Here is a 24,838-nt window from a genome sequence, read left to right as displayed (position 1 = left end):
AAACGGGGTACCCGGCTGTGGCGTCGTTCACACCTGGCATCAGGAAGCGGGGTACTGCTTCTCCCGCAACAGGTTCGCCAAGTGGACGGCGTTGCGCGCGAGGGTCGCGTTGGTCGAGGCGACCGCTTCGGGTGATTCGTCGAGATCGTTGTAGTCGCCGCCCTTCATCGCCTCGCCGTTCCAATAGGTTCCCCCTTGGGCGGGCACGGTGAAACCGATGTCGTTGAGGGCTTGGAACAGGTCGGCGGTGATCTTGTGCGCCCCGTCCTCGTTGCCGACGACGGCGGTGACACCGACCTTGCCGAACATCGCGGGCCTGCCCTCTTCGTCCGTTTCGGACAGTTCGGCGTCGAGCCGTTCCAGCACACGCTGGGCCACACTGGACATGTGGCCGACCCAGGTCGGCGTGGAGATCAGCAGGATGTCGGCCGCGGCGATCTTCCGGCGGATCTCCGGCCAGGCGTCGCCGTCGCCCATGTCGCCTTCCACGCCGGGTTTGACGTCGTGGTCGACCACGCGCACGAGTTCACCCGTGGCGCCGTGCCCGGCCAATTCGTCGAGCAGTTGCCGGGCGATCAGCGCACTGCTCGACGGCGCGGGAGACGGCTTGAGCGAGCACACCAGTGCGAGGGCCTTCAACGGCTGGGTCATCCTGTCCTCCTGTTCGGGTCGGTACCGAGCCCCGTATGGGTGAAGCCCGCTTCGCCGACGGCCGCCGGATCCAGGAGATTCCTGGCGTCGACGACGACGGCGCGCTCGGTGGCGGCGGCGAGCCGTTCCCAGTCGAGCTCGCGGAACTCGGGCCACTCGGTGAGCACCACCAGCGCCGCCGCGTCCTTCGCGACCAGGTACGGGTCGTCGACGACCTGGACGATGTCCGGTTCGGCGGCCTCGACGCCGGGGTCGTACGCGGTCAGCACCGCGCCGCTCCTGGCGAGCTCCCGCGCGACCGCGAGTGCGGGGGACTCGCGCAGATCCCCGGTCCCAGCCTTGAACGCCAGTCCGAGCAACCCGATACGGATGCCCGAGAGCGAGCCGTCCGAAACCCCGGTGATCGCGAGGCGGATCTTCCGCACGACGGCCGCCCGCTGGCGCGCGTTGGCCTTCATGGCGTCACGCAGGATGCCGAAGTCGACGCCCGCGTGGTCGGCGGTCCGCAGCAGCGCGGCGGTGTCCTTGGGCAGGCACGAGCCGCCCCAGCCGGGGCCTGGCACGAGGAAGGCGGGACCGATCCGGGAATCGAGCCCCATGAGCCGCCCGACGTCGCGGATGTCGGCGCCGTAGTGCTCGCACAGTTCGGCGAGGACGTTCACATAGGACACTTTCAGCGCCAGGAACGCGTTGCTGGCGTACTTCGCGAGCTCGGCGCTGGCGGGATCGGTGAACCACACCGGCGCGTTCGTCTCGCCGTACAACGCGGCCACCCGTTCGGCGGCCGCCCGGTTCTCCGGCACCGAGCCGAGGACGATCCGGTCGGGCCGCAGGAAGTCTTCGACGGCGTGCCCCTCGCGGAGGAACTCGGGATTGCTCACCACGGGCAGATCCGGCCGCCCGAGCAGCTCCGCCAGGCGGGTTCCGGTGCCGACCGGAACGGTGGACTTGGTGACGACGGCACAGCCTGGCCGCAGCAGGCCGGGGAGCGTGGCCACGACCTGCTCCAGCACCCGGACGTCGGCGGCGCCGTCCTTCCCTTCCGGAGTAGGCAGGCAGAGCAGTACGAAGTCCACATCGGATAGTTCGTCCGGCGTGGTGGTGAACCGGAGCCGTCCACAGCCTAAGCCGTCGCGGACGAGTTCCGTGAGCCCCGGCTCGACGATGGTGACCTCGCCGCGCCGCAGTGCGTCCACTTTGGACCGATCGTTGTCGACGCAGACGACCTGATGCCCCAGCTGGGTGAAGCACGCGGCGCTCGTGAGCCCGACGTAGCCGGCGCCGATCACCCCGACCCGGTCACCCACGGGATGCCCCCGCGGCCAGCAGGCCTTCGGCCGCGGCTAGAACGCGCTCCTCGCGTAGCAGCAGCAGCCCCGGGTCCGGGGCTTCGCCGTGCGGATCGCCGACGTCGCCCACCCAGAGGACGGTGTGCTGCCGGGCCTCGGGAGGCGGGCCCCACAGCTTCGGCGGGGTCGGCCCGAACAGCAGGACCGACGGCGTCCCGTACGCCGTGGCGAGATGCCCGACACCGGTGTCGCCGCAGATGACCAGCCGCGCTTCGGCCACGGTCGCGGCCAGTTCGGCGAGCCCGTCGCCGGCGAGCACCGACTCGGCCGGCAGCCCGGCCGCTTCGGCGATCTCGCGCGCGAGCGGTGCTTCCGCCGCGTTTCCCGTGACGACCACCCGGTGACTTCCGGAGAGCGCCCGCGCCACCCGCGCGTACCGGTCCGGCGGCCAGCGCCGGGCGGCGAACGCGGCACCGGGATGGATCACCACCGCACCCGCCGCAGGGCTGGGGCCGGGCGGCGGTGGCAGCGCGAGATCACCGCGGTCGGCCGGGATGCGGGCGGCCTCCAGCAGACGGCACCAGCGGTCGACTTCGTGCGCTTCGGCGGGCCAGTCCGGGCCGTCGACGCCGGGGAAGTCCGGATGCCGGTGCGTGATCAGTTCGAGCGGGTCCTGGGCGAGCAGGTCGTGGATGCTCTCCGGGCCGCGGCCGTGCAGGTTCACCGCCAGCCGCGGCGGCTCGCCGGGCCAGGACAGTTCGCCCAGCCCGGCCGTCGGGAGCAGCTCGTCCACCGCGTCGATCAGTTCGACGATGTCGCGCAGCTTGTCGGGTGCGGCGAGCACCAGGCGCTCTCCGTCGAAGGCGCGGCGCAGTGCCCGCAGCGCGGGAATCGCGGTGAGCAGATCCCCCAGGCCGAGGGCGCGCAGCACGAGGATGCCACTGGTCACGGCCACGACCCCTCTTCCGAAGCGCACACCACGAGTTCGCGGACCTCGCAGCCGGGCGGCTGGGACAGCGCGAACACCACCGAAGCCGCGACGTGCTCGGGCTGGTTGAGTTTCGCGTCCGGCGGCGGCTTGTACCGCTCGGCCCGGTCGTCGAAGAACGCCGTGTGCATGCCGCCGGGGACGAGCAGGGTCACCCCGACCCGGCCCGCCAGTTCCATGGCGAGTGCCCTGGTGAAGCCGACGACGCCGAATTTCGAGGCGCAGTAGGCGCTCGCGTCCCCGGCCACCCGCAGCCCCAGCGTCGACGCGCAGGTCACCACGGTGCCGTGGCTCAGCCGCAGATGGGGCAGCGCAGCGCGGACGACCGCGGCCGTGCCGAGCAGATTGACCCGGACCACCCGTTCCCAGTCCTCAATGGACACTTCGTCGAGCGCGCCGCACGCGTCGGTCCCCGCCGCGGTGAAGACGCCGTCGATCCCGCCCGCCCGTTCGGCGAGCTCGTCCACGGCGTTCGCGGCCGCGGTGGAATCGGCCAGGTCGGCCTGGACGAAGGCGACGTCGGACGCGGGTTCGGCGCGGTCGATGACGAGGGGCGTGCCACCCGCTTCACGGACGGCTTCGACGGTCGCGGCACCGAGTCCGGAGGCGCCACCGGTGATCAGGACGTTGCCGAGAGGGCGCATCATGCTCCTTCCGCCGCGGCCACCAGCCGGGTGGTGGAATAGCCGCGGATGGTCGGGATCAGGACGATCTCGCCGCCGTGCCCGCGCACGACGGTGCTTTCGGGGAGTTCCATGTCCGCGTAGTCGCCACCCTTGACCCAGACGTCGGGGCGGAGGCGGTCGAGTACCGCGGCGGGATCGGGTTCGTCGAACACCACGACGGCGTCGACCGAAGAGAGTTCGGTGAGCAGCCTGGCGCGGTCCCGGGCGGTCACGATCGGCCGCCCCGGACCCTTCAGGCCGCGCACGGAGGCGTCGGAATTGAGGCAGACGACCAGGGCGTCGCCCAAGGCGCGAGCCTGCCGGAGCAGACTGGCGTGGCCGGGATGAAGCAGGTCGAAGCAGCCACCCGTGGCGACGAGCCTGCCGCCTCGCGCGCGGACCCGCGCGGCCACGTCGAACGCCGAAGCGCCGTGGTACGCGGTCTCCAGCCGGGGCTCGTTGTCCACAGTGGACAAAGTGGCGGCGCCGCCCGTGGCCACGAACCGCGCCGCCGTCTGGACCCCGGTGGCCACCGCGTCGGCGGTGGACGCCCCGTCGAGCAGCGCGGCGGTGACCGCGGAGGCGAAGCGGTCACCCGCGCCGCAGGTGTCCTTGGCGACCACGCCCGAGGGCGGCCGGAACGTGGTGCACGAGCCGCCCTCGGTCAGCACCGCACCCTGCGAACCCGTGGTGACGCACACCGCGTCGGCGTTCCAGAGCGAGTGCACCTGCTTCGCCAGGTCCTCGGCGTCGGCGCGGGCTTCGGTGAGCTGCTCGGCTTCGGCGAGATTCGGGGTGGCGAGCCGGATTCCCGCCACGGGCTCCGCTCCGCGGGGATGCGGATCCCAGACGATCGGGATCGTGTCCGCCAGTTCGGCGAGCAGCCTGCGGACCTCCGGATGGCCGGTCACGCCGCGGCCGTAGTCGGCGACGAGGATCGCGCCCGCCGAACGCAGCGTCTCACGGACGCCGGCGGTGAGCGGAGAGTGCTCCGCCCGGCCGTCACCGCTGTCGAGACGGACCAGCGACTGCCCGGCGGCGCGAACACGCGTCTTGGTGACGGTGGTGCCGCACAACGGCATCGGCACCACCCTGACCTCGCGCTCAAGGAGCCCCGCCAGGGTCCGGCCCGCCTGGTCCCCACCCAGTGGAGTGACCAGGACGACCTCGGCGGTGGACCGGGCCGCGAGCAAGGCGGCCAGCCCCGCGCCGCCCGGCCGCCGCCATTCGCGGGCGAGGTCGACCACAGGGACCGGCGCGTCGGGGCAGAGCCGGTCCGACGTGCCGTCGACGTCGACGTCCAGCAGGGCGTCGCCCAGTACGACCAGCGGCCTCACGTGGGCACCCCCAGCGCGCCGTCGAACGCGGTGCACAGGGCGTGCACCAGCGCGAGATGGACCTCCTGCACGGTGGCCATCGACGGCGCCTCCACCGGGATCGCGTCCGAGCACAGCGCGGCGAGCGGATTGGGGGAGGGGCCGGTGATCGCCCAGGTGGTGATGCCGAGTTCGTGCGCGGCCTTCGCGGCCGCGACGACGTTCTGGCTCCCTCCACTGGTCGAAAGGCAGACGAGGATGTCGCCGGAGCGGCCGTGCGCGCGCACCTGCCGGGCGAAGACCTCGTGCTCGCCGTAGTCGTTGACGATGGCCGTCACGGCGGAGGTGTCCGCGTGCAGGGCGATCGCTGAGAACGGCTGCCGGTCGTTGCGGAACCGGCCCACCAGTTCACCGGTGAGGTGCTGCGCCTCGGCGGCGCTCCCGCCGTTGCCGCACGCGAGCAGCCGTCCGCCGGAGGACAGCACGGTGGCCAGTTGCTCACCCCAGCCACGGATCTTCGGCGACCAGGAAACGGACTTCCCGGCGGCCTCGCTCAATGCTGCGAAGTGTTCTTCGATCACGACACACCTCCAAGGTCAGGGACGGCGGACCACGAAGGGTCCGAGGGCGAGCAGGTCGATGGGGGCCGAACCGAAGCACTCCAGCGCGTCCCGAGGGGAATCGACCATCGGCCTGCCCGCGGTGTTGAGGCTGGTGTTGACCACGGCGGGCAGTCCGGTACGCCGTTCGAACGCGCCGAGCATCCTCGCCACGAGCGGTTCGGCGGCGGCGTCGACGGTCTGCACGCGGGCGGTGCCGTCGACGTGGGTGACGGCGGGGAGGCGATCCCGCCACTCCTGCGCCACGTCGTGCACGAAGAGCATGTACGGGCTGGGAAGCGGGCCGCGGGAGAAGATGTCGCCCGCGCGTTCCGCGAGCACCATCGGGGCGACGGGGCGGAACTGTTCGCGGCCCTTCACGTCGTTCAGCCGTTCCAGATTGGCCTCGTGCCCGGGATGCGCGAGCAGCGACCGGTGGCCGAGCGCGCGCGGGCCGAATTCGGACCGGCCCTGGAACCAGGCCACGATCCGGTCTTCGGCCAGCGCTTCGGCCACGGCTTCGGCGACGTCGTCCGGCCGTTCGTAGCGGACGTTCGCGGTCTTGAGCGCGTTCTCCAGCTGGTCGTCCGTCCAGCCGCGGCCCAGGTCCGCGCCGGTCATCGGGCGACCGCGTTCGCCGAAGTCGGCCGCGAGCTGCAGCGCCGCGCCGAGCGCGGTGCCGGCGTCACCGGCGGCGGGCTGGACCCAGATGCGGTCGAACGGACCCTCGGCGTGGAGCCGGGTGTTGGCGACGCAGTTGAGCGCGATCCCGCCCGCCATCGCGAGGTCGGTGTGCCCGGTGTGCTCGTGGACCTTGGCCGCGAGTTCGAGGAGCACGTCCTCCAGGCAGCGCTGCACGCTCGCGGTCAGATCGGCGTGGACCTGCCCGGGTTCCTGCCCCGGCTCGACGGCGGGCGCGAACGAGGCCCAGTCGATCTCGTCGGTACGGAATCCCATTCCGTTGGTGTGCACGCTCTCCGCGATCCGGTCGAGGAAGCGGGGCTTCCCGTAGGAGGCCAGCGCCATCACCTTGTACTCGTCGCTGGACCGGGCGAAGCCGAGGTGCTCGGTCAGGTCCTCGTACATCAGCCCGAGCGAATGGGGGAGCCGTTGCTCGGCGAGCTCTTCGAACTTGCCGTCGCGGTACTCGCCCGCGAGATAGGACGTGCTCTCGCCGCGGCCGTCGGCCACCAATACCGCGCAGTCGTCGAACGGCGCGGCGAGCGCGGCCGAGGCGGCGTGCGCCACGTGGTGCCGGACGAACCGGACGGTCGCGGGATCCAGCCCGGGCAAGGCCGCCTTGAGGAACGCGGGAGCCCGGCGGGCGAAGTCGGTGCGGAGGCATTCGTTCTTCCCGTCATGCCCCGCCAGACCCGGCTCGACGAGCGCCGGATCGTACGAATAGCCGACGGCGTCGAGATCCCGCGCGGAGATCCCCGCCTCCGCCAAGCACCACGCGGCGGCTTCGGCCGGCTGTTCCCAAGCGGAGAACGGCACCGGCCGCTTGCCGTGCTTGCGACGGCTGAACCGTTCTTCCTCCGCCGCGGCCACGATCTCGCCGTCGACCACGAGGGCCGCGGCCGGGTCGTGGAAAACGGCGTTGACACCGAGTATGCGCACCGGGCCACCTTTCCGGTCGGGGGATGCGGGCCGTGACCCGCGCTTACTCCTGTAGCGCTACCCGGTGCAGTCGGTGATAAACGACGCGGCGCAGAAGCCCAGGACGTCGCTACAGAGCGAAGCGTCTCTCGAGGGATTTCGGGGTGCGTGCCGCGATCCGTCATTCGCGTGTCCAGACACGGAACTCACGTGCTTGGAGCCGTAACTCGCGTGATCAGAGCCGGTCCGGCTTCAAGCACGCGAGTCACGGCTCCGATCACGTGAGTTACGGGTTCAGGCGCCGGCGGCCGGGTACGGGCCGGACCGCGGCCGCGCGAACCAGGCGACGGTGCGCGGAAGTCCTTCCGTCAACGGGACTTCCGGCTCCCAGCCGAGTTCCCGGCGGGCACGGGAGATGTCCGGGCAGCGGCGGGCCGGATCGTCGACCGCCGCTTCGACGTGCTCGATCCGCGACGCGCTGCCGGTGACGGCCAGGACCTCCTCCGCGATCCGCAGCACGGTGAGTTCGTGCGGATTGCCCAGATTCACCGGGCCGGGCACGTCGGAGCCGGCCAGCGCGATCAGCCCGCGGACCGTGTCGTCGACGTAACAGAGGGAACGGGTCTGGTCGCCGGTTCCGGTCACGGTGAGCGGCTCGCCCGCCAGCGCCTGTCCGATGAACGTCGGGATCATGCGGCCGTCGTCGGGGCGCATCCGCGGGCCGTAGGTGTTGAAGATCCGGGCTATGCCGGTGTTCACGTCCCGTTCCCGGCGCATGGCCGACGTGAGCGCTTCGGCGTACCGCTTGGCCTCGTCGTAGACGCTGCGCGGTCCGATCGGGTTCACGTTCCCCCAGTATTCCTCGCGCTGCGGGTGCTCCCGGGGGTCGCCGTAGACCTCGCTCGTCGAAGCGAGGACGAAGCGGGCGTCGTCGCGTTCGGCGATGTCCAGCGCTCGCTCCGTGCCGTGCGAGCCCGCGCGCAGCGTCTCGAGCGGAAGGCGGAAGTAGTCACGGGGCGAAGCGGCGGACGCGAGGTGGAAGACGACGTCGAACGGGCCCGGCGCGCTCATCGGCGCGGTGACGTCACGGGAGAGAAGCCGGAACCCCGGCCGCTCGAGCAGATGCGCCACGTTGGCCGTGACGGCCGTGGCGAAATTGTCGGCCGCGACGACCTCCGTGCCCGCGTCCAGCAGACGTTCGCACAGATGCGAACCGACGAAACCCGCGCCCCCGGTCACCAGCACTCTGTCCATGGCGACCGGCTACCCGCGGTGAGGGCCGGAAAAACCGTGTGAATCAGGAGAGGACGGGTAAGCCTCGGATATGCGTGCATTGGTGATCGGCTGGGCGAGCTTCCGGCACGGCGAAGCGACGGCAGGGGACGTTCTCAGCATGCGCAGGGTCGACGAAGCGCTGTCGACGATGGGGCTCCCTCACGATCTTGCGTGGAGCCCGGTGTACCGGCCGGGCGACGTGAACTACGAAGAGGTGGATCCGGCGCGGTACAGCCACGTGGTGTTCGTCTGCGGGCCCGCGCACGGCAGGCAGGTGCGCGAGGTGCACCGGCGGTTCGCCCACTGCCACCGGATCGCCGTCGGGGTCTCGGTGATCGATCCGGAGGATGACACGGTCACGGGCTTCGACGAGGTCTTCGCCCGGGATCAGGGCGGAGTCGGCTCGCCGGACCTTTCCCTGGGCGTGCCGACCGACACGGTACTGGTGACGGGGGTGATCCTGGCGCCGGGACAACAGGAGTACGGCGACTCGGGCCGCCACGCTGCGGTGCACGCCTCGGTGAAGGACTGGATCGCCGGGGTGGACTGCGCCCGGGTGCCGCTCGACACGCGGCTGGCGGCGTCGGACTGGGAACGCTGTGAGACACCGGACCAGTTCACGTCGATCCTGTCGCATCTGGACGTCGTGGTCACGACCCGGCTGCACGGGCTGGTCCTGAGTCTGCAGGCAGGCGTGCCCGCCTTGGCCATCGACCCGGTCGAGGGCGGCGGCAAGGTCACCGCGCAGGCCGATGCGCTCGGCTGGCCCGCTCTCGTGCCTGCCGAGGAAGCGGCCGACCGGGACGTGCTCGACTCCTGGTGGCGCTGGTGTTCCTCGGTACAGGGCCGGGCGATGGCCGCGCTGCGCGCGCTGCCCGGTGACGACGGGCTGATGCGGGACATGGTGAAGGCGCTCAAGACCAGGCCGGTGCGATGAGCGCGACCGCGACGACGGTGGTGATCGCCACCCGCGATCGGGCACCCGAACTGGAACGGACGTTGCGGCGGCTCACGGCGCTGCGGCCGCCACCGCCGATCGTGGTGGTCGACAACGGCTCGTCCGACGGCACGGCGGCCATGGCCGCCGCGTTCCCGGGGGTGCGTGTCGTCCGGCTGCCCCGCAACATCGGTGTGTCCGCGAGGAGTCTCGGGGTCGCGGTGGCGCGGACGCCCTATGTCGCGTTCAGCGACGACGATTCCTGGTGGGCCGAGGATGCGCTTGCCGAGGCCGAGCGCATCCTCGAGACACACGACGACGTCGGCCTGGTCGCCGCGAAAACCCTGGTGGGGGAGGAGGAACGGGAGGACCCGGTCGTCTCGCTGATGGCAGCCAGCCCGCTCGGCAGGCCCGACGGGCTTCCCGGACCCGCGGTACTCGGGTTCCTCGCCTGCTCGGCGGTCGTCCGGCGGACCGCCTATCTGCAGGCCGCGGGTTTCCATCCTCTGCTGCACTTCGGTGCCGAGGAGCGGCTGCTGTCCTACGACCTGGCGGCACGCGGCTGGTGGCTCTGCTACGCGGAGGATGTGCGGGCGCATCACCATCCGTCGCCGGTGCGGCCCTCGTCGTCGTGGCGTGAGCGCGCCGAACTCCGCAACCGGATGCTGATCACGGTGATGAGACGGCCCGTGCGCCGTTGTCTCACCGAAGGATTCCGGGCCCTGGCACGGGTCCCCCGGGAACCCCATGTGCTCGGCGCGCTCGCCGGGTTCCTCCGGCGGCTGCCCCGCGCACTCGCCGACCGGCAACGGCTGCCCGCTTCGGTGGAGCGCCGCATCCGCGTTCTGGAACACGCCCATGGAGGATGAAGTGACGGACCGGATCACGGTCGTGGTGATCACGCACAACCGGCGCGGGCAGCTGCTGGAAACCCTCGACTCGATGATCGCGCTGCCCGACGCGGCGCCGATCGTGGTGGTGGACAACGCTTCCCGCGACGGCACCGCGGACGCCGTCGAGGAACGGTTCCCGTCGGTCCGGGTGATCCGCTCTTCCCGGAACCTCGGCGCCGTGGCGCGCAATCTCGCCGTCCGTGCGGTGGAGACGCCGTATGTGGCTTTCTGTGACGACGACACCCGATGGCAGCCGGGGTCCCTGCGGCGAGCCGTCGAGCAGCTCGACGCCCATCCTGGGCTGGGTGTGGTGACCGGGCGATGCCTGGTGGAGCCGGCGCTGACCGAGGACCCGATCACCCCGGAACTGCGGCACTCCCCGGTCCCGGGCCCGGACTGGCTGCCCGGCCCGGCGCTGCTGGGTGTCATGGCGGGGCTGTCGGCCGTCCGCGTCCGCGCGTTCCACGACGTCGGCGGCTTCTCGGACCGGATGTGGCTCGGCGGGGAGGAAGAGCTGTTCGCCCTCGATCTCGCCGCCAAGGGCTGGTGGATGTGCTGGGACGAGGAGATGGTGATCCACCATGCCCCCTCGGCCGTCCGCGATCCGCGGCGGCGTCGTCAGCTCGGCATCCGGAACACCCTGTGGACGTTGTGGCTGCGCCGTCCGCCCGGCAGCATCGCGCGCCGGATGGTCGCGGTACTGCGTTCGGCGCCGTTCGACCGGGCCACGTTCGCGGCGGTGGCGGAAGCGGTGCGGGGGATCCCCTGGGTGCTGGGGGAGCGCGCGGTGGTGCCTGCCGGAGTGGAGCGGGGGCTGGTGCTGCTGGAGGAGTCGCAGCGGAACTCGGTCGCGCGACGGTACGTGGGGTGAGCGGGTTCTTGGGGTGATGCGAAAGCCACTTTCAGGACATCAGACGTCCCGAAAGTGGCTTTCGCGACACGCGCGCCGCGGGGCGCGACCGAGCGCGTGCCGGGCGGAGGAAGCCGCTCAGGAAGGCGAAGCGGCAGTCGCCACTTCCGTCTCCCCGCTCAAAACCCGCCCGTAAGCGCGCAAGGTGTCCGCGGCCACCCGGTCCCACGAGTAGCGCGCCCGCACCCGGTCGGTCCCGGCGATCCCGAAGGACTCGCGTGCCGAAGCGTCGTTGAGGAGCCGCCGCAGTGCTCCAGCCAGGTCCTTCGGGTTGCGAGGCGGGACCAGCAGGCCCGTGACGCCGTCGACGACGGTGTCGGTCAGCCCGCCGACGGCGGTCGCCACGACCGGAACACCGCAGGCCATCGCCTCCAGCGGCACGATGCCGAACGGTTCGTACCAGGGTGTGCAGACCACCGCGTCGGCGGAGCGCAGGAGCGCGGGCATGTTCTCGCGGGACACCAGTCCCGGCAGGTGTACGCGGTCGGCGACGCCGGCCTGGTCGGCGATCTTCCGGAGCCGCCGCACTTCCGGAGCCTCGTCGAGCGGGCCCGAGTCCGGGCCGCCCGCGATGACCAGTTCCGTGTCCGGGAGCGAGGGCAGCGCTGCGATGGCGAGGTCGAAACCCTTGCGCGGCACCAGCCTGCCGACGCTGACGATCCGCTGGCGAGCCGTGTGGGGAGCACACTCGCCGTCCGGAGTGAACTCGGTCAAGTCCACTCCACAAGGGACGACGGACGCGCGGGAGCGCGGCAGGCCCATCCGCGCGAGTTCGAAGACCTCGTCCGAGCAGGTCGCGATCACCCGGTCGGCCTGTTTGGCGATCATCCGCTCGAGCCGGATCCGTTCGGCCGGGCTGGTGTCTTTTTTGCCCTGATAGCGCCGTTTCACCACACCCAGCGCGTGAAAGGTCTGGGTCACCGGGATGCCGAGATCCTTCGCCGCGAGAATCGAAGCCAGGCCGGACATCCAGAAATGCGCGTGGACGACGTCCGGCCGGTCCTTGGCCCAGCGGGAGCGCAGCACCCGCCCGAACTCTCCCATATGCGGCAGTAGTTCGTCCTTCGGCAGCTTTCTCGCCGGGCCCGCCGGGACGTGGACGACGCGGTAGCCGTCCGGCGTTTCGACCGTTGCCGCGACGCGCCGGTTCTCGCGGCGCGTGTAGACGGTGACGTCGTGGCCCTGCCTGCTCAGCGCGGCGGAAAGCTCGGCGAGGTGGACGTTCTGGCCCCCGGCGTCGGCTCCGCCGAGCGCGGCGAGCGGGCTGGCGTGTTCGGAAACCATCGCGATCCTCATCGGATTCCTTCCCGCCGCGATCGGCGTGGTCAAGCGGTCACCTCGGTCAGCAGGGCGTCCCAGCGGTCGAGGAACGCGTCGAGCCCGTAATGGCTCACCGCGAACTCGCGCGCGGTTTTCCCCGCCAGTACGGCGAAATCGGGTTCATGGATCAATTCGCGGTAAGCCCGCGCGAGCACCTTGATGTCCGTTGAGACGGCGCCTGCGTCGGGCGGGATCGCGAGCACGGCTTCGGTGGTCGCCAGTGCGACGACCGGCATGCCGAGGTGCATCGCTTCGAGCAGCGAGAGCCCCAGCGACGTCCACCGGGCGGTGTGCAGGTAGACACGGCGCCGGGCGACCTCGGCGTGCAGTTCCCGGCTGCGCAGGTCGCCGCCGGGACGCACCGCGGGGTGACGGCCTTCGAGGTCTTCGCTGCCGATGCCGTACACGTCGACCGGCGCGATCTCGGCGAAAGCGGGCAGCAGGTCGGTCCCGGTGATCCGTCCCCGCCTCGCCGGTTCGTTGATCAGGGCGGCGCCGTGAGGGAGTTCCCCGGTGTAGCGCTCACCCGGATCCGGGATCCCGTGCGGGACGACCACCGTGGGCGCGATCCCGGAGTCCCACATGAGTTCGTTGAAATGAGTCACGTGGACCAGCGGGATGTCGTCCCGATCGGCCAGCGGGTGCCGGGTGGTGGCCGCGTGATCCCGAGGCGTGTTGTGCTCGACGTAGACGGCGGGCACTTCCTTGCCGGGACGGCGGCGCAGCCACCGCGCCGCCAGCTGGAGCTCTTCGGGCCGCTGGAGAACCACGACGTCGACATCGAGGTCTTTCAGATCGTCGACCGGAACTTCCTCCGCGGCTGGCCAGTCGCGGCCGCTGAGACCTCTTCCCCAAGGCCCGCCCTCGGCGAGCAGCGGCAAGAGGTAGTGATGGCCGCCCCGCACGAAGGATTCGGTCCAGGACCCGTGAACGTGCCACAGGAGGATCCGGAGCGGGGCCTTTTTCGTCATACCCGCCAAGTTGCCCGTTGTGGAGGGACTAAACGTTCTCGCTCGCGTTGCTTTGCTCTCGCCGCGAGACGCGAGTGGCGGCGATGCCCACCACGAGCGCCGCGAGCGAGGTCAGCCCGTGGAGGGTGTTGTCGGCCCAGCTGAAGTTGACGGCGTCACCCGAAGTGTCGGTCGCCGCGGAGAGCACCCCGAACGCCGTCAGGCCCGCGAAAGCCACGAAAGCCAGCCAGCAGTAGGCAGGGATCGCGGACGGCTTGATCACCGCGACCAGACCGAGTGCGCCGAGCACGGTGCGGATGACGTCGAGCATGCCGGTCGCGCTGAAGATCCACAGGGTGTTCTCGCCCGCCTGGTTCGCCTCAGGGAGGAAGAAGAAGCCGAGCACACCCAAGACGAGATGGACCAGTGCGATGATCAGTACCACCGGTCGCAGGAGAAAGCCTGTCGTACGCAGATTCATCGGAAACGCCTCCGTTCCACCACAAGCCCGTCGGATACCCCGTGGAGACGCCGTGAAACTCCCCCGGCCGGGCGAGCCGGGGGAGTTTCCCGCACCGGCTCAGCCGGATTGCGGGTCGGTGTCGTCGTGGGGATCACCGGACGACGTGCCCTGCTCCCCACGAACCTCTTCGCGTTCTTCCTCGTCCTGCTTCTCGCCGGGGTCGGCCTTCTTCTCCACCGTGGCCTCCTTCGGTCATTTCCCTGCGGCTACCCCGTTCCGAGCGAGTCCAACCCTCGGATCGCAGGCCATTGTGGACGTTTGGCACCACACGACCGGGGTAGCCGGGAGCAACATCGGCGAACCCGGAGGGGACATGACCGCGATCTCCAATGCAGCAGCGCTTCCACTCGCCCCGGTGCGGCGGCCCCGGCTGCTGCGACCCCCGGGGGTGTACCGCCCGCAACACGACACCTGGATGCTGGCGAGCGCGTTGAGCACGTCAGGAATGCCCGCCGGGGCGAGAGTCCTCGACCTCTGCACCGGGACCGGCGCGCTCGCGCTGGCGGCCGCGGCGCACGGCGCCGGGTCGGTGACCGCGGTGGACATCTCCCGGCGGGCGCTGGCCGCGGTCTGGGTCAATTCGCGGCTGCGCGGGCTCGCGGTCCGGCCGCTTCGGGGCGGCTTGGCCGAAGCGGTGCGCGGTGGGCCGTTCGACGTCGTGCTGGCGAACCCGCCGTATGTGCCGTCCCCGGTGCCCGCGGCCGGGGCCGCACGGGCGTGGGACGCCGGGCCGGACGGCCGGATCGTGCTCGACCAGGTGTGCGCCGGGGCGTCGTCCCTGGTGGCGCCGGGCGGCTACCTGATGATGGTCCACTCCGCGGTCGCCGACCCCGGCAAGTCGCTGGAGCAACTGCGGGCGGCCGGAACGACGCCTTCGGTGGTCGCCACCCGGTCGATCCCCTTCGGACCCGTCATGCGGGAACGGGCGGCCTTCCTCCAAGCGGCGGGACTGATCGGCGCCGAGCAGCGCCACGAGGAACTGGTGGTGATCCGTGCCGACCGGCCGTGAAACCAGGGTCCGGATCGAACCCGGCGGGCCCCTCCTGGTGGAGGGGCCGGTCGAGATCGTCACCGAAGACGGCGAAACGGTGACCTCGGATCGCTTCGTGGTCGCCCTCTGCGCCTGCCGCCGCAGCAAGCGCTACCCGTTCTGCGACACCAGCCACCGCCGCCGTTCACGGCTAGGGGTGCAGCGGCCTCAGGAGTGAGCTTTCCCCGGCCGACCAGGCACCCAGCAGGTGCTCGGTCAGCCGGCCCTCCAGGAGATCGGTGGCCTGGACACCGAGTGCGATGTCCGCCGCCAGTTCCGGTTCCCGGTCGAGCAGGTCGCCGACGACGTCGTGCCGCAGCACCTGTTCGTGCACCGCGTCGGCCTCGATGTGCTCGGTGTAGAAGTACCGGCATTCGGCGGGCCCGCCGAGGCGTTCCAGCGCCTGGTCCATGCGCCGGGCGGCGGGCGCGGTGGTGATCTCGGCCGCGGCGAAGTGCCCGACGAGCGCGCCGCGCAGGCCACGGTGCAGGCCGAACAGCGACATCATGTTCACCGTCGCGAGCATGCACGCGGGGACGTGATCGAGGTAGGCGAGGTACCCGGACGACAGGCCGGCCGCGCTCAGCAGATCCGCGAACAGGCGGGAATGCGCCTGCTCGGCCCGCCCGCCGCCGAACTCGTCGAACTCCACGGCGACCAGCGCCGCCTTGGCCCTGCCCCGCAGCCGAGGGATCACCCAGGCGTGGGGGTCGGCCTCCTTGAGGTGGTAGATCGACCGGTGCGCGAAGTACTCCTCGATATGCCACCATTCGCCGTCGTCCCGCAGGAAGTGCGAAACGCCGCCGCCGTCGACCGGTTCGACGAGCAGCTCGTCCAGCAACCCGCCGACGTCGTCTCCACCGGGTACGGCGGCGCGGATGCCGTCGAGGAACGTGTGCTCCAGGACGGACCGGAAGCCCAGCAGCCGGGGGTCCCATTCCCATGCGGAGTCGACGCCGTCGAAACCCTGGTAGTGCAGTTCGTAGCAGACGTACAGCGCCAACTGCAGGTCTTCACCGAACGGGTCGGCGCCGGCCGCCGTCTCGAGGTCGAAGTCGTCACGGCGTCCGCCTGCCAGGGTGTCCACCACGGCGGCAGAGAGCGGGCCGCGGATTTCGGGCAGCCTCGCGGCCACCTCACGGTCGATGGTCGTCATACCCGGGAGTACCCGGTCTAGGCGTGCGGAACCGTCTCTTCGGTCAGCATCCGCAAGACCGCGATCTCGCCGTCGGCGGCGGCCCGGCGCTGCCGTTCGGCTCCGGTGCCCTCTCGTTCCAGCTGCCCGAGAAGGGTGCGGACGAGGTCCGCGTCACCGGTGTCCTCCAGTGCCTGCTTGGTGTGCGCCAGCAGCGCGGCGACCCGATCGCCCACCGGGACCGGTTTGCCCGCCACCGGGTCGACAGCCGGCCCCGAAAGACCGTGACGCGCGGCCGACCACACCGCGGCGGCGGCGATCTGCGGATCCAGCGGCGTGGCCTCCACGCCGCGGTCCAGTTCGGTGAGGGCGGTGCGCACCAGCGCGCGGGTCAGGAGGCCCTGAAGGACGGCTTCGTCCACTGTGGACGCGGTGTCGGCGGCGCGGACCTCGACGGTGGGCCACCGAGTGGACGGCCTCGCGAGCCAGAAGGTCTGGTTCTCGTCCACGAGGACACCGCAGTCCACCAGCCGTCCGACCTGCTCCTCGTAGGCGGCCGCGTCGGCGAAGTACGGTGCGACGCCCGAGCCGGGGAAACGGCTCTGCTCGACCATCCGCCAGCTTTCGTAACCGGTGTCGCGACCGCCCTCGAAGGGCGAGTTGCCCGACAGCGCCAGCATGGTGGGCAGCCATTCACCCAGGTGGTTGACGACGGCGACCGCGGTCTCGCGGTCGGGTACCCCGACGTGCACGTGACATCCGCAGGCCTCGTACGCCTTGACCACGCCCGCGTACAGCGCGTCGACCTTGCCGAACCGGTCGTCGGAACCATAGTCGCGCTCGGGTGAACGACGCGGGGGAGTGCCGGCGGCGATGACGGCGCAATCCTCGCCCGCGGCCGCTTCGGCGAGCGAGCGTCGCCCGGCGGTCAGGTGTTCGTACAGCTCGTCGGCCGTTTCACAGACCCCGGTGGCGGCCTCGATCTGGGTCGGCCGCAGTTCGCGGTGGACCGCGGCGCCGTCCGGCAGCGGACAGCAGATCCGGTGCCGTTCGAGCACCGCCTCCGCCCGGGGGCAGCTCACCCCGGTCCTGGGATCGACCAGCAGGAACTCCTCTTCGATACCGATCCCGGTCATCACCGCTCCCGTTTCTTCGGCAGCGCGCGGACGGCCGGCCCCTGGATCACCGACCCGTCCAAGCCGAACCGCGAACCGTGGCAAGGGCAGTCCCACGTCTTCTCCGCGTTGTTGAACGCGACGAGACAGCCCAGATGGGTGCAGTGGGCCCCGACCGCGTGCAGTTCGCCGCCCGGATCGCGGTAGGCGGCGACGAGTTCGCCGCCGTCACGGGTCACCTTCGCCTCACCGGGCAGGATCTCGTCCACGGACGCGGGTTTGCGCAACGCGCTGAGATGGTCGCCGATCAGGAACTTCGCCACGGTGGCGTTGTTCTCGACGGTCGAGATCGCGGACCGGAGGTCGAAGCGGTTCGGGTCGTAGAGACCCGCGGACGGGTTGTCGCGTCCGGTGAGGAGATCCGCGAGCAGCAGCCCGGCCGCGGTGCCGCCGGTCATGCCCCACTGGCCGAAGCCGGTGGCGACCCAAAGGTGGCGGCTCGCCGGGTGATAACGCCCGACGTACGGTACGGAGTCCAAAGTGGACAGATCATGGGCGGACCACCGGTGGGTGACGCGGTGCAGGGCCGCGTGCTCGGCCGCCCAGCTCGCCAGCCGTTCGTAGCGGCTTTCGACGTCGACGGAGTCGCCGACCCGGTAATGCTCGCCGCCGACTACCGCGTACGGGACGCCGTCCTTGAGGTAGCTCCGCACGGAATGGTGGGTGTCGGCGTCGAGGTACATCCCCTCCGGTGGGCGGTTGCCTTCGACCGGCCCGGCGACCACCAGGTCGCGCACCGGGTCGAGCCGGGCGAAGAACAGGCCGCGGTCGAAAACGGGGTAGTGGGTCGTCACCACGACCTCGCCCGCCCGTACTTCGCCGGAACTGGTGCGCACCTTGACGCCGCCGAGTTCGTCGACGCCTTCGGCCCGCACACCCTCGACGATCGTCCCGCCCGCGCGTTCGATCTCGCCGGCCAGCGCGAGCAGCCAGCGGCGCGGGTGGAAGTGCGCCTGTGAGGCGAACTTCACCGCGCCGAGGGCGGGCACGTCGAGCTCGACCTCGGTGACGTAGGAGGCTGGGAGACCCGCCTCGGCGGCCGCTTCCGCCTCCCGTTCGAGGCTTTCGACCGTCCCGGGATGGGTCGTGTAGACGAAACTGTCGGCGCGGGTGAAACCGCAGTCGATGCCGAGTTCGGCCGTGGCCGCGGCGATCCAGTCCAACGCGGCCGCCTGCGTGTATGCATACGTCGCGGCGGCTTCGGAGCCTTTGGTCTTGGCGAGCGTGGCGTACTTGAGCCCGTGCTGGGTGCTGACCTTCGCCGTGGTGTGGCCGGAGACCCCGGCGGCGAGGCGGCCTGCTTCCAGCACCAGTACCGAACGCCCGGCCCTCGCCAGCCGGTACGCCGTCGTGAGCCCGGCGATACCGCCGCCGAGCACGGCGACGTCGACCTCCGACGGCAACGGCGTTCCCGTGCGGTCGGGAGCGGGAGCGGTGTCGAGCCACAGTGAACGCGTTCCGGGCAACTCCGTCATGACCGCCGGATTCCCAGGTGGCGGCGCGGGCAAACCAGGGTTTTCGGGAAGTTCGAACCGGGTAGCACTGCCCTATGACCACATCCTCCAGTCCCCCAGAGGAAAAGAACATCTTCGTCATTGGCCTCGACGACAGCAACGACGAGGTGCTGAGACGAATCCCCGGCGCCGACCGGTATCGCTTCCATGCCTTGCTGACGCCGGAAGAGCTCCAGCACGGTGAGATCCAGATCGTGGAGCTGGTGGAGAAGGCGGAGCACCAGTTGGACGCCTTCGACGGCTCGATCGACGCGATCGTCAGCTACTGGGATTTCCCGTCGTCGACGATGGTGGCGATGCTGTGCGAAAAGTACGGTCTGCCCGGCGTTTCGCTCGAGGCCGTGCTGAAGTGCGAGCACAAGTACTGGAGCCGCCTCGAACAGTCGAAGGTGATCGACGAGGTGCCGGCGTTCGGCATCGTCGACCTGGACGAGGACGATCCCCGGCCGCCGGAGGGCGTCGACTACCCCATGTGGCTCAAGCCGGTGAAGTCGTTCTCGTCGGAGCTGGCCTTCCACGTCGGCGACGAGGACGAGTTCGACAAGGCCGTCGCCGAGATCCGGGCGGGGGTGGACAGGGTCGGCAAGCCGTTCGAGCGCGTCCTCGCCACGGTCGACCTCCCCGCCGAGGTGGCCGACGCCGGGGGAGCGGCCTGCCTCGCGGAGGGTGAGCTCAACGGCGTGCAGGCCGCGACCGAAGGCTATGTCTACAAAGGACAGGTCACGGTCTACGGGGTCCTCGATTCGATCAACTACCCCGACACCGCCTCGTTCCAGCGGCATCAGTACCCGTCGCAACTGCCCGAGGACGCCGTGGAGCGGATGAAGGAGATCTCCGTCCGCGTGATGGAGCAGATCGGCTTCGACAACGCCACGTTCAGCATCGAGTTCTTCTGCCACCCCGAATCGGGGCAGGCCTGCCTGCTGGAGATCAACCCACGGCATTCGCAGTCCCACGCGGAGCTGTTCGAATACGTCGACGGGGTGGCGAACCACCAGATCATGGTCCAGCTGGGCCTCGGCCAGGATCCCCGGACCCGGCGGAACCGGGGTGACTACCGGATCGCGGGCAAGTGGTACTACCGCCGCTTCCGTGACGGGCTGGTCACCCGGGTGCCCACCCGCGGTGAGATCGCGGACCTGGAGGCGGAGATCCCCGGGGTGAAGATCGAGCCGGTGGCCGAGAAGGGCATCCGGCTCTCCGACCTGCCCGAGCAGGACAGCTACAGCTACGAGCTCGCGCACATCTTCGTGGCGGCGCAGACCGAACGGGAGATGGAGAGCAAGTACCGGCGGTGCGTCGAAGCGCTGCGGTTCGACTTCGAGGAGGGATAGCCCATGCGGACGGTGGCTTCGCTGCCGTACGAGATCACCGAGGAGGACCACGTCTGGATCCCGGTCTCCGACGGCGTCCGGCTGTCGGCCCGGATCTGGCGGCCGGTCGCTTCGGACGGTGAGCCGGTCCCCGCGATCCTGGAGTACATCCCGTACCGCCACCGCGATCTGACCTCGGTGCGGGACTCCGTGCACCACCCGTACCTCGCGGGGCACGGCTACGCCTGCGTCCGCGTCGACATCCGTGGTTCGGGGGAGTCGGAGGGCGTGCTCACCGACGAGTACCTCGAACGGGAGCAGCTCGACGCGGAGGGCGTCCTGGAGTGGATCGCCGCGCAGCCGTGGTGCTCCGGCCGGACCGGCATGATGGGGATCTCGTGGGGCGGGTTCGCCGCGTTGCAGGTGGCGGCGCGCAAACCGCCGAGCCTGACCGCGATCGCGATCTCGTCGTTCACCGACGATCGCTATTCCGACGACATGCACTACATGGGCGGTTGCCTGCTTTCGGACAACGTCGCCGAGGCCTCCACGATGTTCGCCTACGCCACGTTGCCGCCCGACCCCGCGCTCGCGGGTGAACGGTGGCGCGAGCTGTGGCACGAACGGCTGGAGAACTGCAGCCTCTGGGCCGGTGAATGGCTGAGCCATCAACGCCGGGACGACTACTGGCGGCACGCGTCGGTCTGCGAGAACTACAGCGACGTCCAAGTGCCGGTCCTCGCCTCCAGCGGCTGGGCGGATGGATACTCGAACGCCGTCTCGCGGCTGCTGGCGAATCTCGACGTGCCCCGGCGCGGGCTGATCGGGCCGTGGTCCCACAAGTACCCGCATCTCGGGCGGCCCGGCCCCGCCATCGGCTACCTGCAGGAACTGGTCCGCTGGTGGGATCACTGGCTGAAGGACGTCGAAAACGGCGTCATGGACGGGCCGATGCTCCAGACCTGGATGCAGGACAGTGTGCCCCCGTCGACTTCGTACGAGGACCGCCCAGGCCGCTGGGTGGGCGAGCCGGCCTGGCCGTCGCCGCATGTGCGACCGTCCGAGCACCGGCTCGCCCGGCACCGGATCGCCCGGCCGGATGAGGACGTCCCGGCGGAGAACCTGTCCGTGGAGTCGCCGCTTTCGGTCGGCCAGTTCGCCGGGAAGTGGGCATCCTACAGCGCCCCGCCCGACCTGCCGTACGACCAGCGGGAGGAGGACGGCGGCTCGCTCGTCTTCGACACCGACGAACTCACCGAGCCGTGTGAAATCCTCGGTTCGCCGGTGGTGGAGCTGGAGGTCTCCGCGAACAAACCGGTGGCGCAGGTAGCCGTCCGGCTGTCGGACGTCGCCCCGGACGGCAGGGCCACGCGCGTGACCTACGGGCTGCTGAACCTGACCCACCGGGACGGGCACGAAGACCCGCAGCCGCTGGAACCGGGCGAGCGGTACCGGGTGCGCGTCGAGCTCAACGCCGTCGCGCAGGTGTTCCCCGCCGGGCACCGCATCCGGCTGTCGATCTCGTCGTCGTACTGGCCGCTGGCGTGGCCGCCGCCGGAACCGGCGATGGTGACCGTCCACACCGGACAGAGCGCGCTCACGCTGCCGGTCCGGCCGATGGCGGAGGCCGACGAGGTCCCGGCGCGGCCGTTCGGCGAACCCGAAGGCGCGGAGCCGTTGCCCGCGACCCAGATCGAGCCAGGTGAGCAGCGCTGGACGGTCTCGCGTGACCTGATCGACTACCGGTCCTCGCTCGACATCGTCAAGAACGAGGGCAAGGTCCGGTTCGACGACATCGATCTCGACGTCACCAGGAACGTCTTCGAGTGCTACTCGTGGGTGGCCGACGACTTCTGCTCCCCGGTGGCGGAGACGTCCTGGTCGATGACCTTCGCCCGCGGTGACTGGGAAGCGCGGTCCGAGACCCGCACCCGGGTTTCCTGCACTCCCACCGAATTCGTGATCGACGCACAGCTCGACGCATACGAAGGGGAGCGAAGGACGTTCTCCCGCAACTGGCATCGGACGGTACCCCGTGACCTGGTCTAAGACGAGTCTTCCGGCGAAGGCGCTGCTCGCGTGGCTGCGCCTCAGTGGCCGGAAGCGCACCTACGCCGAGCTCGACCGCTTCCGCCGGAGCATCGAAAGCAGTCAGGCGAAGGGTGATCGGGGGCCGATCCGCTCGATCAGGCGCCGGTTCGACGTCCGCCGGTCCGAAGTGGACGGACGGCCCTGCTATACCGTCAAGCCGCCCGGCGGCGGGGGCGGCAAGAAGGTGCTGTACTTCCACGGCGGCGCCTACGTGCACCAGATCCAGCACGACCACTGGCGGTTCTTCGGACGGCTGATCGACCGCACCGGCTGCTCGGTCACCGTGCCGATCTACCCGCTGGCCCCGGAGCACCAGTGCCCGGAGACCACCGCGTTCGTCCGCCGCGCCTACGACGAGTTCTCCGCGGGTGCCGACCCGGACGACCAGATCGTGATGGGGGATTCCGCCGGCGCGGGGATCGCGCTGGCGCTCACCAAGGCGTTGCGGGACGAAGGACGGCCGGTGCCCAAGGAGACCGTCCTGTTGTCGCCGTGGCTCGACCTGACGATGAGTCATCCGGCGCAACCCGCGCTGGACGAGCGCGATCCGTACCTCGCGCTCACCGGGCTCAACGAGGCCGCCAGGCTCTACAGTGGACAGCTGCCGCGTACCGATCCCAGGCTCAGCCCGCTGTCCGGGGACCTTTCCGCGCTCGGGTCGCTCACTGTCTACATCGGAACGAAGGACGTCCTCCTCTCCGACGCCCGCCGCCTCCACACGCTGTGCACCGAGCAAGGCGTACCGCTGGGCTATCACGAATACGAGGGCATGATCCACGCGTGGATGCTGGCCTCGATCCCGGAAGCGAGGCTGGCATTGGAGGGGATCGCGCATCTCGTGGAACGAGCGCTGGTGAAATCGGTGTAGCCGGGTGAAGAGGGGGTAACCGGAAGGCAACGGCCGGTGCAGCGAGGTTGTACGTCCGCCGGTCGTGAGGTGGACCGGCGTGGGCAGCCCCGGCGGAGCAGGGCCGTCGGCGCGCCGGTCACCGAGTCCATCCTTTCGTCGGGGAGCGCTCGATGCAGCAGCTGGAGACATTGGGGGAACTGGCCGCGCTGGTCCGGCGGCGGAAGGGTCTGTACGTCCGGTGGGCGCCGAGTCCCGAACACCGTCCCGGCACGAGCCGGGACGAACTCACCGGCGCGGAACTGCCGGGCCTCTCGGTGAACCCCCTCGATCCCGAACCCTGGTGGCGCGACCAGCCGCTCGAACTCTGGCTGGCCAGGCGGCTTTACGACTACTGCCACCTCCGGCACGAACGCCGTCGCGGGACCAAGCCCTGGGTACTGGCGGGCCGGGTCGTGGGCTCCGGCCCGGACAACGAGCCGCTGCTGACCGACCCCGAACCCGTCGCGAGGATCTCTACCGCGGTTCTCGGCGAAGCTCGCGAACTGTTGCGCGACAGGGCTCGGCACGACGCGGACTGGGGCCCCCTGCGCCGCCCGCCGGAGCTGACCACCCGTGCGCCGGGCCGTAACTCACGTGATTAGAGCCGTAACTCGCGTGATTAGAGCCGTAACTCACGAGTTACGGCTCTAATCACGCGTGTTACGCCTTCAATCACGCGAGTTACGGCTGGACGGCGAGGAGGTCCACGACGTCTTCCGGGCGTGCCCGCTTCTCGAACCGGGCTCGTTGCCGGTCGGCCCCGCTGCCCTCGGCGGTGAGCCGGGCGCAGCCGTCTCGGACGAAATCGAGGTCACCCGTCTCTTCGAGGGCACCGGCCGCGAAGGTGACGACGTCGTCGAGCACGTCGCTCGCCGGAGCGAGGTCGCCGGTGCGGAAATGCGGGCAGCGGCCGGAGAGGCCCTCCCGGGACGCGCGCCAGATCTGCGCCCGCAGGACCTCGTTGGACAGGTTCGGCGGGTGCTCCTCCGTCGCGAGGATCGTGCCGACCAGCCCGCGGATCAGCACCCCGAACAGAGCCGCTTCACCGGCGGTGGCCGCGACGTCGCCGAGCCGGAACTCCACGGTCGGCTGCGTCTCGGAAAGCCGCACATCCCAATAGACCATCGCGCGATCGAGGATGGCGCCCGCCCGGAGCCAGGCGTCGACGATGCTTTCGTAGTGGTCCAGCGAGGTGAACAGCGGCGGCGAACCGGCCGAGGGCCAGCGGTTCCACTGCTGGTAGCGCCAGCTGGCGTACCCGGTGTCGTACCCGTCGCAGATGGCGGAATTGGCGGTCACGGTCAGCAGCGTGGGCAGGAACGGCCGGACGTGGTTGATCACCCGGATCCCGGTTTCCCGGTCGGGGACGGCGATGTGGACATGACAGCCGCAGGTGTGCGACGTCCGGGCGGTCGCCCCGAAATGGTCGGACATCCGTTCGTAGCGCGGATTCGGGGTGATGGCGGGCAAGTCCGTCTCCGCGAGCGGCGCGCTGCCGCTGGGCAGCAGGCGGCAGCCCCGCCGGACGGCGGCTTTGGCCAGTTCGGCCCGCATCGTCGACAGTTGCCGCTCGGCCTCGTCCCGGGTCGTGCAGATACCGGTGGCCGATTCGGCCTGGGATCGGGTGAGCTCCTGCTGGAGTTCGCCCTCTTCTTCGTCCGCGGCGTCGACGACGGCGTCGCCGGCGGGGGAGAGATGACCGGCCCGGTCCACCACGAAGAACTCTTCCTCGACCCCGAAGGTGAGCGCGTCCTTGTTCACAACCGCTGATACCCC

General features: G+C 70.5%; 24 protein-coding genes. 9 read left to right on the top strand and 15 right to left on the bottom strand.

Features of this window, described 5'->3' with window-relative positions:
- Positions 1-39: 39 nt before the first annotated feature.
- The 8 genes from CVV72_RS13850 to CVV72_RS13815 form a co-directional block, all read right to left on the bottom strand.
- Positions 40-651, bottom strand: coding sequence for a flavodoxin family protein (locus tag CVV72_RS13850; protein ID WP_219152824.1), 612 nt, complete (start codon positions 649-651; stop codon positions 40-42).
- Entirely contained in the window at positions 648-1,958 is a 1,311-nt protein-coding gene (locus CVV72_RS13845) for a UDP-glucose/GDP-mannose dehydrogenase family protein (protein WP_219152823.1), read from the bottom strand. Before CVV72_RS13845 ends, CVV72_RS13850 begins: the two co-directional genes overlap by 4 nt.
- Positions 1,951-2,895, bottom strand: coding sequence for a glycosyltransferase family 9 protein (locus CVV72_RS13840; protein ID WP_219152822.1), 945 nt, complete (start codon positions 2,893-2,895; stop codon positions 1,951-1,953). Before CVV72_RS13840 ends, CVV72_RS13845 begins: the two co-directional genes overlap by 8 nt.
- Positions 2,886-3,572: an SDR family oxidoreductase gene (locus CVV72_RS13835; protein ID WP_219153950.1), complete on the bottom strand. Its 687-nt coding sequence runs from the start codon at positions 3,570-3,572 to the stop codon at positions 2,886-2,888. Before CVV72_RS13835 ends, CVV72_RS13840 begins: the two co-directional genes overlap by 10 nt.
- Entirely contained in the window at positions 3,572-4,930 is a 1,359-nt protein-coding gene (locus CVV72_RS13830; RefSeq protein ID WP_219152821.1) for a PfkB family carbohydrate kinase, read from the bottom strand. The genes CVV72_RS13835 and CVV72_RS13830 overlap by 1 nt, the downstream gene beginning before the upstream one ends.
- Entirely contained in the window at positions 4,927-5,490 is a 564-nt protein-coding gene (locus CVV72_RS13825; RefSeq protein WP_219152820.1) for an SIS domain-containing protein, read from the bottom strand. Before CVV72_RS13825 ends, CVV72_RS13830 begins: the two co-directional genes overlap by 4 nt.
- Positions 5,491-5,505: 15 nt before the next feature.
- Entirely contained in the window at positions 5,506-7,128 is a 1,623-nt protein-coding gene (locus tag CVV72_RS13820) for a carbamoyltransferase C-terminal domain-containing protein (protein WP_219152819.1), read from the bottom strand.
- A gap of 273 nt (positions 7,129-7,401) precedes the next feature.
- Positions 7,402-8,361 carry an NAD-dependent epimerase/dehydratase family protein gene (locus tag CVV72_RS13815; RefSeq protein WP_219152818.1) on the bottom strand — a complete coding sequence of 320 codons (960 nt, stop codon included), beginning with the start codon at positions 8,359-8,361 and terminating at the stop codon, positions 7,402-7,404.
- Between the two features lie 70 nt (positions 8,362-8,431).
- On the opposite strand from CVV72_RS13815, the gene CVV72_RS13810 reads away from it, so the two are divergent.
- Genes CVV72_RS13810 through CVV72_RS13800 form a run of 3 tightly spaced genes read left to right on the top strand, consistent with a single transcriptional unit; the run spans position 8,432 to position 11,083 of the window.
- Positions 8,432-9,319, top strand: coding sequence for a polysaccharide pyruvyl transferase family protein (locus CVV72_RS13810; protein ID WP_255632686.1), 888 nt, complete (start codon positions 8,432-8,434; stop codon positions 9,317-9,319).
- Positions 9,316-10,188 (top strand): glycosyltransferase family 2 protein, encoded by an 873-nt coding sequence (locus tag CVV72_RS13805; protein ID WP_219152817.1) that lies wholly within the window; start codon positions 9,316-9,318, stop codon positions 10,186-10,188. The genes CVV72_RS13810 and CVV72_RS13805 overlap by 4 nt, the downstream gene beginning before the upstream one ends.
- Entirely contained in the window at positions 10,178-11,083 is a 906-nt protein-coding gene (locus CVV72_RS13800; RefSeq protein WP_219152816.1) for a glycosyltransferase family 2 protein, read from the top strand. The genes CVV72_RS13805 and CVV72_RS13800 overlap by 11 nt, the downstream gene beginning before the upstream one ends.
- A 117-nt stretch (positions 11,084-11,200) precedes the next feature.
- Here CVV72_RS13800 and CVV72_RS13795 read toward each other — a convergent pair whose 3' ends face one another.
- From CVV72_RS13795 to CVV72_RS13785, 3 genes are read right to left on the bottom strand one after another with little or no spacing between them, the layout of a single operon-like run.
- Positions 11,201-12,418, bottom strand: a complete 1,218-nt coding sequence (locus tag CVV72_RS13795; protein WP_219153948.1) for a glycosyltransferase — start codon at positions 12,416-12,418, stop codon at positions 11,201-11,203.
- 29 nt (positions 12,419-12,447) lie between these two features.
- The gene (locus CVV72_RS13790; protein WP_219152815.1) at positions 12,448-13,413 is read right to left on the bottom strand and encodes a glycosyltransferase; all 966 of its coding nucleotides are present in this window, start codon (positions 13,411-13,413) and stop codon (positions 12,448-12,450) included.
- Positions 13,414-13,441: 28 nt separating this feature from the next.
- Positions 13,442-13,873: a DUF4383 domain-containing protein gene (locus CVV72_RS13785; protein WP_219152814.1), complete on the bottom strand. Its 432-nt coding sequence runs from the start codon at positions 13,871-13,873 to the stop codon at positions 13,442-13,444.
- 355 nt (positions 13,874-14,228) lie between these two features.
- Between CVV72_RS13785 and CVV72_RS13780 the strand changes: the two genes are divergently transcribed.
- The gene (locus CVV72_RS13780) at positions 14,229-14,924 is read left to right on the top strand and encodes a methyltransferase (RefSeq protein ID WP_219152813.1); all 696 of its coding nucleotides are present in this window, start codon (positions 14,229-14,231) and stop codon (positions 14,922-14,924) included.
- A complete protein-coding gene (locus CVV72_RS13775) occupies positions 14,908-15,123 on the top strand; it encodes a CDGSH iron-sulfur domain-containing protein (RefSeq protein WP_219152812.1) in 216 nt (71 codons plus the stop codon). The genes CVV72_RS13780 and CVV72_RS13775 overlap by 17 nt, the downstream gene beginning before the upstream one ends.
- Here the strand turns inward: CVV72_RS13775 and CVV72_RS13770 are convergent.
- The 3 genes from CVV72_RS13770 to CVV72_RS13760 are packed head-to-tail and all read right to left on the bottom strand — an operon-like array spanning position 15,097 to position 18,730.
- Positions 15,097-16,101, bottom strand: coding sequence for an iron-containing redox enzyme family protein (locus CVV72_RS13770; protein WP_219152811.1), 1,005 nt, complete (start codon positions 16,099-16,101; stop codon positions 15,097-15,099). The genes CVV72_RS13775 and CVV72_RS13770 overlap by 27 nt on opposite strands.
- Before the next feature lie 17 nt (positions 16,102-16,118).
- Positions 16,119-17,216: a glutamate--cysteine ligase gene (locus CVV72_RS13765; protein WP_219152810.1), complete on the bottom strand. Its 1,098-nt coding sequence runs from the start codon at positions 17,214-17,216 to the stop codon at positions 16,119-16,121.
- Positions 17,216-18,730 carry an FAD-dependent oxidoreductase gene (locus tag CVV72_RS13760; RefSeq protein WP_255632684.1) on the bottom strand — a complete coding sequence of 505 codons (1,515 nt, stop codon included), beginning with the start codon at positions 18,728-18,730 and terminating at the stop codon, positions 17,216-17,218. Before CVV72_RS13760 ends, CVV72_RS13765 begins: the two co-directional genes overlap by 1 nt.
- 74 nt (positions 18,731-18,804) lie before the next feature.
- Here CVV72_RS13760 and CVV72_RS13755 point away from each other — a divergent pair, with 74 nt between their 5' ends.
- From CVV72_RS13755 to CVV72_RS13740, 4 genes are all read left to right on the top strand, one after another.
- The gene (locus CVV72_RS13755; RefSeq protein ID WP_219152809.1) at positions 18,805-20,103 is read left to right on the top strand and encodes an acetyl-CoA carboxylase biotin carboxylase subunit family protein; all 1,299 of its coding nucleotides are present in this window, start codon (positions 18,805-18,807) and stop codon (positions 20,101-20,103) included.
- A gap of 3 nt (positions 20,104-20,106) precedes the next feature.
- On the top strand, positions 20,107-22,131 hold the full coding sequence (locus tag CVV72_RS13750; protein ID WP_219152808.1) for a CocE/NonD family hydrolase: 2,025 nt from the start codon (positions 20,107-20,109) through the stop codon (positions 22,129-22,131).
- Entirely contained in the window at positions 22,118-23,041 is a 924-nt protein-coding gene (locus CVV72_RS13745) for an alpha/beta hydrolase (protein WP_219152807.1), read from the top strand. Before CVV72_RS13750 ends, CVV72_RS13745 begins: the two co-directional genes overlap by 14 nt.
- A 152-nt stretch (positions 23,042-23,193) precedes the next feature.
- Complete coding sequence (locus CVV72_RS13740; protein ID WP_219152806.1) at positions 23,194-23,664, top strand: DUF6098 family protein; 471 nt, start codon at positions 23,194-23,196, stop codon at positions 23,662-23,664.
- 79 nt (positions 23,665-23,743) lie between these two features.
- Here the strand turns inward: CVV72_RS13740 and CVV72_RS13735 are convergent, their stop codons facing one another.
- A complete protein-coding gene (locus CVV72_RS13735) occupies positions 23,744-24,823 on the bottom strand; it encodes a glutamate--cysteine ligase (RefSeq protein WP_219152805.1) in 1,080 nt (359 codons plus the stop codon).
- Positions 24,824-24,838: the final 15 nt, after the last annotated feature.

The organism is Amycolatopsis sp. TNS106 (assembly GCF_019330265.1).
In the GTDB taxonomy this organism is placed as follows: domain Bacteria; phylum Actinomycetota; class Actinomycetes; order Mycobacteriales; family Pseudonocardiaceae; genus Amycolatopsis; species Amycolatopsis lurida.
This window is presented reverse-complemented; position numbering and strand designations above follow the sequence as displayed.

Excerpts from the sequence above, each read along its gene's own strand:
- CVV72_RS13850 (WP_219152824.1), bottom strand. The coding sequence starts at position 651 with ATGACCCAGCCGTTGAAGGCCCTCGCACTGGTGTGCTCGCTCAAGCCG.
- CVV72_RS13835 (WP_219153950.1), bottom strand. The coding sequence starts at position 3,572 with ATGCGCCCTCTCGGCAACGTCCTGATCACCGGTGGCGCCTCCGGACTC.
- CVV72_RS13815 (WP_219152818.1), bottom strand. The coding sequence starts at position 8,361 with ATGGACAGAGTGCTGGTGACCGGGGGCGCGGGTTTCGTCGGTTCGCAT.
- CVV72_RS13810 (WP_255632686.1), top strand. The coding sequence starts at position 8,432 with ATGCGTGCATTGGTGATCGGCTGGGCGAGCTTCCGGCACGGCGAAGCG.
- CVV72_RS13805 (WP_219152817.1), top strand. The coding sequence starts at position 9,316 with ATGAGCGCGACCGCGACGACGGTGGTGATCGCCACCCGCGATCGGGCA.
- CVV72_RS13800 (WP_219152816.1), top strand. The coding sequence starts at position 10,178 with ATGGAGGATGAAGTGACGGACCGGATCACGGTCGTGGTGATCACGCAC.
- CVV72_RS13795 (WP_219153948.1), bottom strand. The coding sequence starts at position 12,418 with ATGAGGATCGCGATGGTTTCCGAACACGCCAGCCCGCTCGCCGCGCTC.
- CVV72_RS13790 (WP_219152815.1), bottom strand. The coding sequence starts at position 13,413 with ATGACGAAAAAGGCCCCGCTCCGGATCCTCCTGTGGCACGTTCACGGG.
- CVV72_RS13785 (WP_219152814.1), bottom strand. The coding sequence starts at position 13,873 with ATGAATCTGCGTACGACAGGCTTTCTCCTGCGACCGGTGGTACTGATC.
- CVV72_RS13780 (WP_219152813.1), top strand. The coding sequence starts at position 14,229 with ATGACCGCGATCTCCAATGCAGCAGCGCTTCCACTCGCCCCGGTGCGG.
- CVV72_RS13770 (WP_219152811.1), bottom strand. The coding sequence starts at position 16,101 with ATGACGACCATCGACCGTGAGGTGGCCGCGAGGCTGCCCGAAATCCGC.
- CVV72_RS13765 (WP_219152810.1), bottom strand. The coding sequence starts at position 17,216 with ATGACCGGGATCGGTATCGAAGAGGAGTTCCTGCTGGTCGATCCCAGG.
- CVV72_RS13760 (WP_255632684.1), bottom strand. The coding sequence starts at position 18,730 with ATGACGGAGTTGCCCGGAACGCGTTCACTGTGGCTCGACACCGCTCCC.
- CVV72_RS13755 (WP_219152809.1), top strand. The coding sequence starts at position 18,805 with ATGACCACATCCTCCAGTCCCCCAGAGGAAAAGAACATCTTCGTCATT.
- CVV72_RS13750 (WP_219152808.1), top strand. The coding sequence starts at position 20,107 with ATGCGGACGGTGGCTTCGCTGCCGTACGAGATCACCGAGGAGGACCAC.
- CVV72_RS13740 (WP_219152806.1), top strand. The coding sequence starts at position 23,194 with ATGCAGCAGCTGGAGACATTGGGGGAACTGGCCGCGCTGGTCCGGCGG.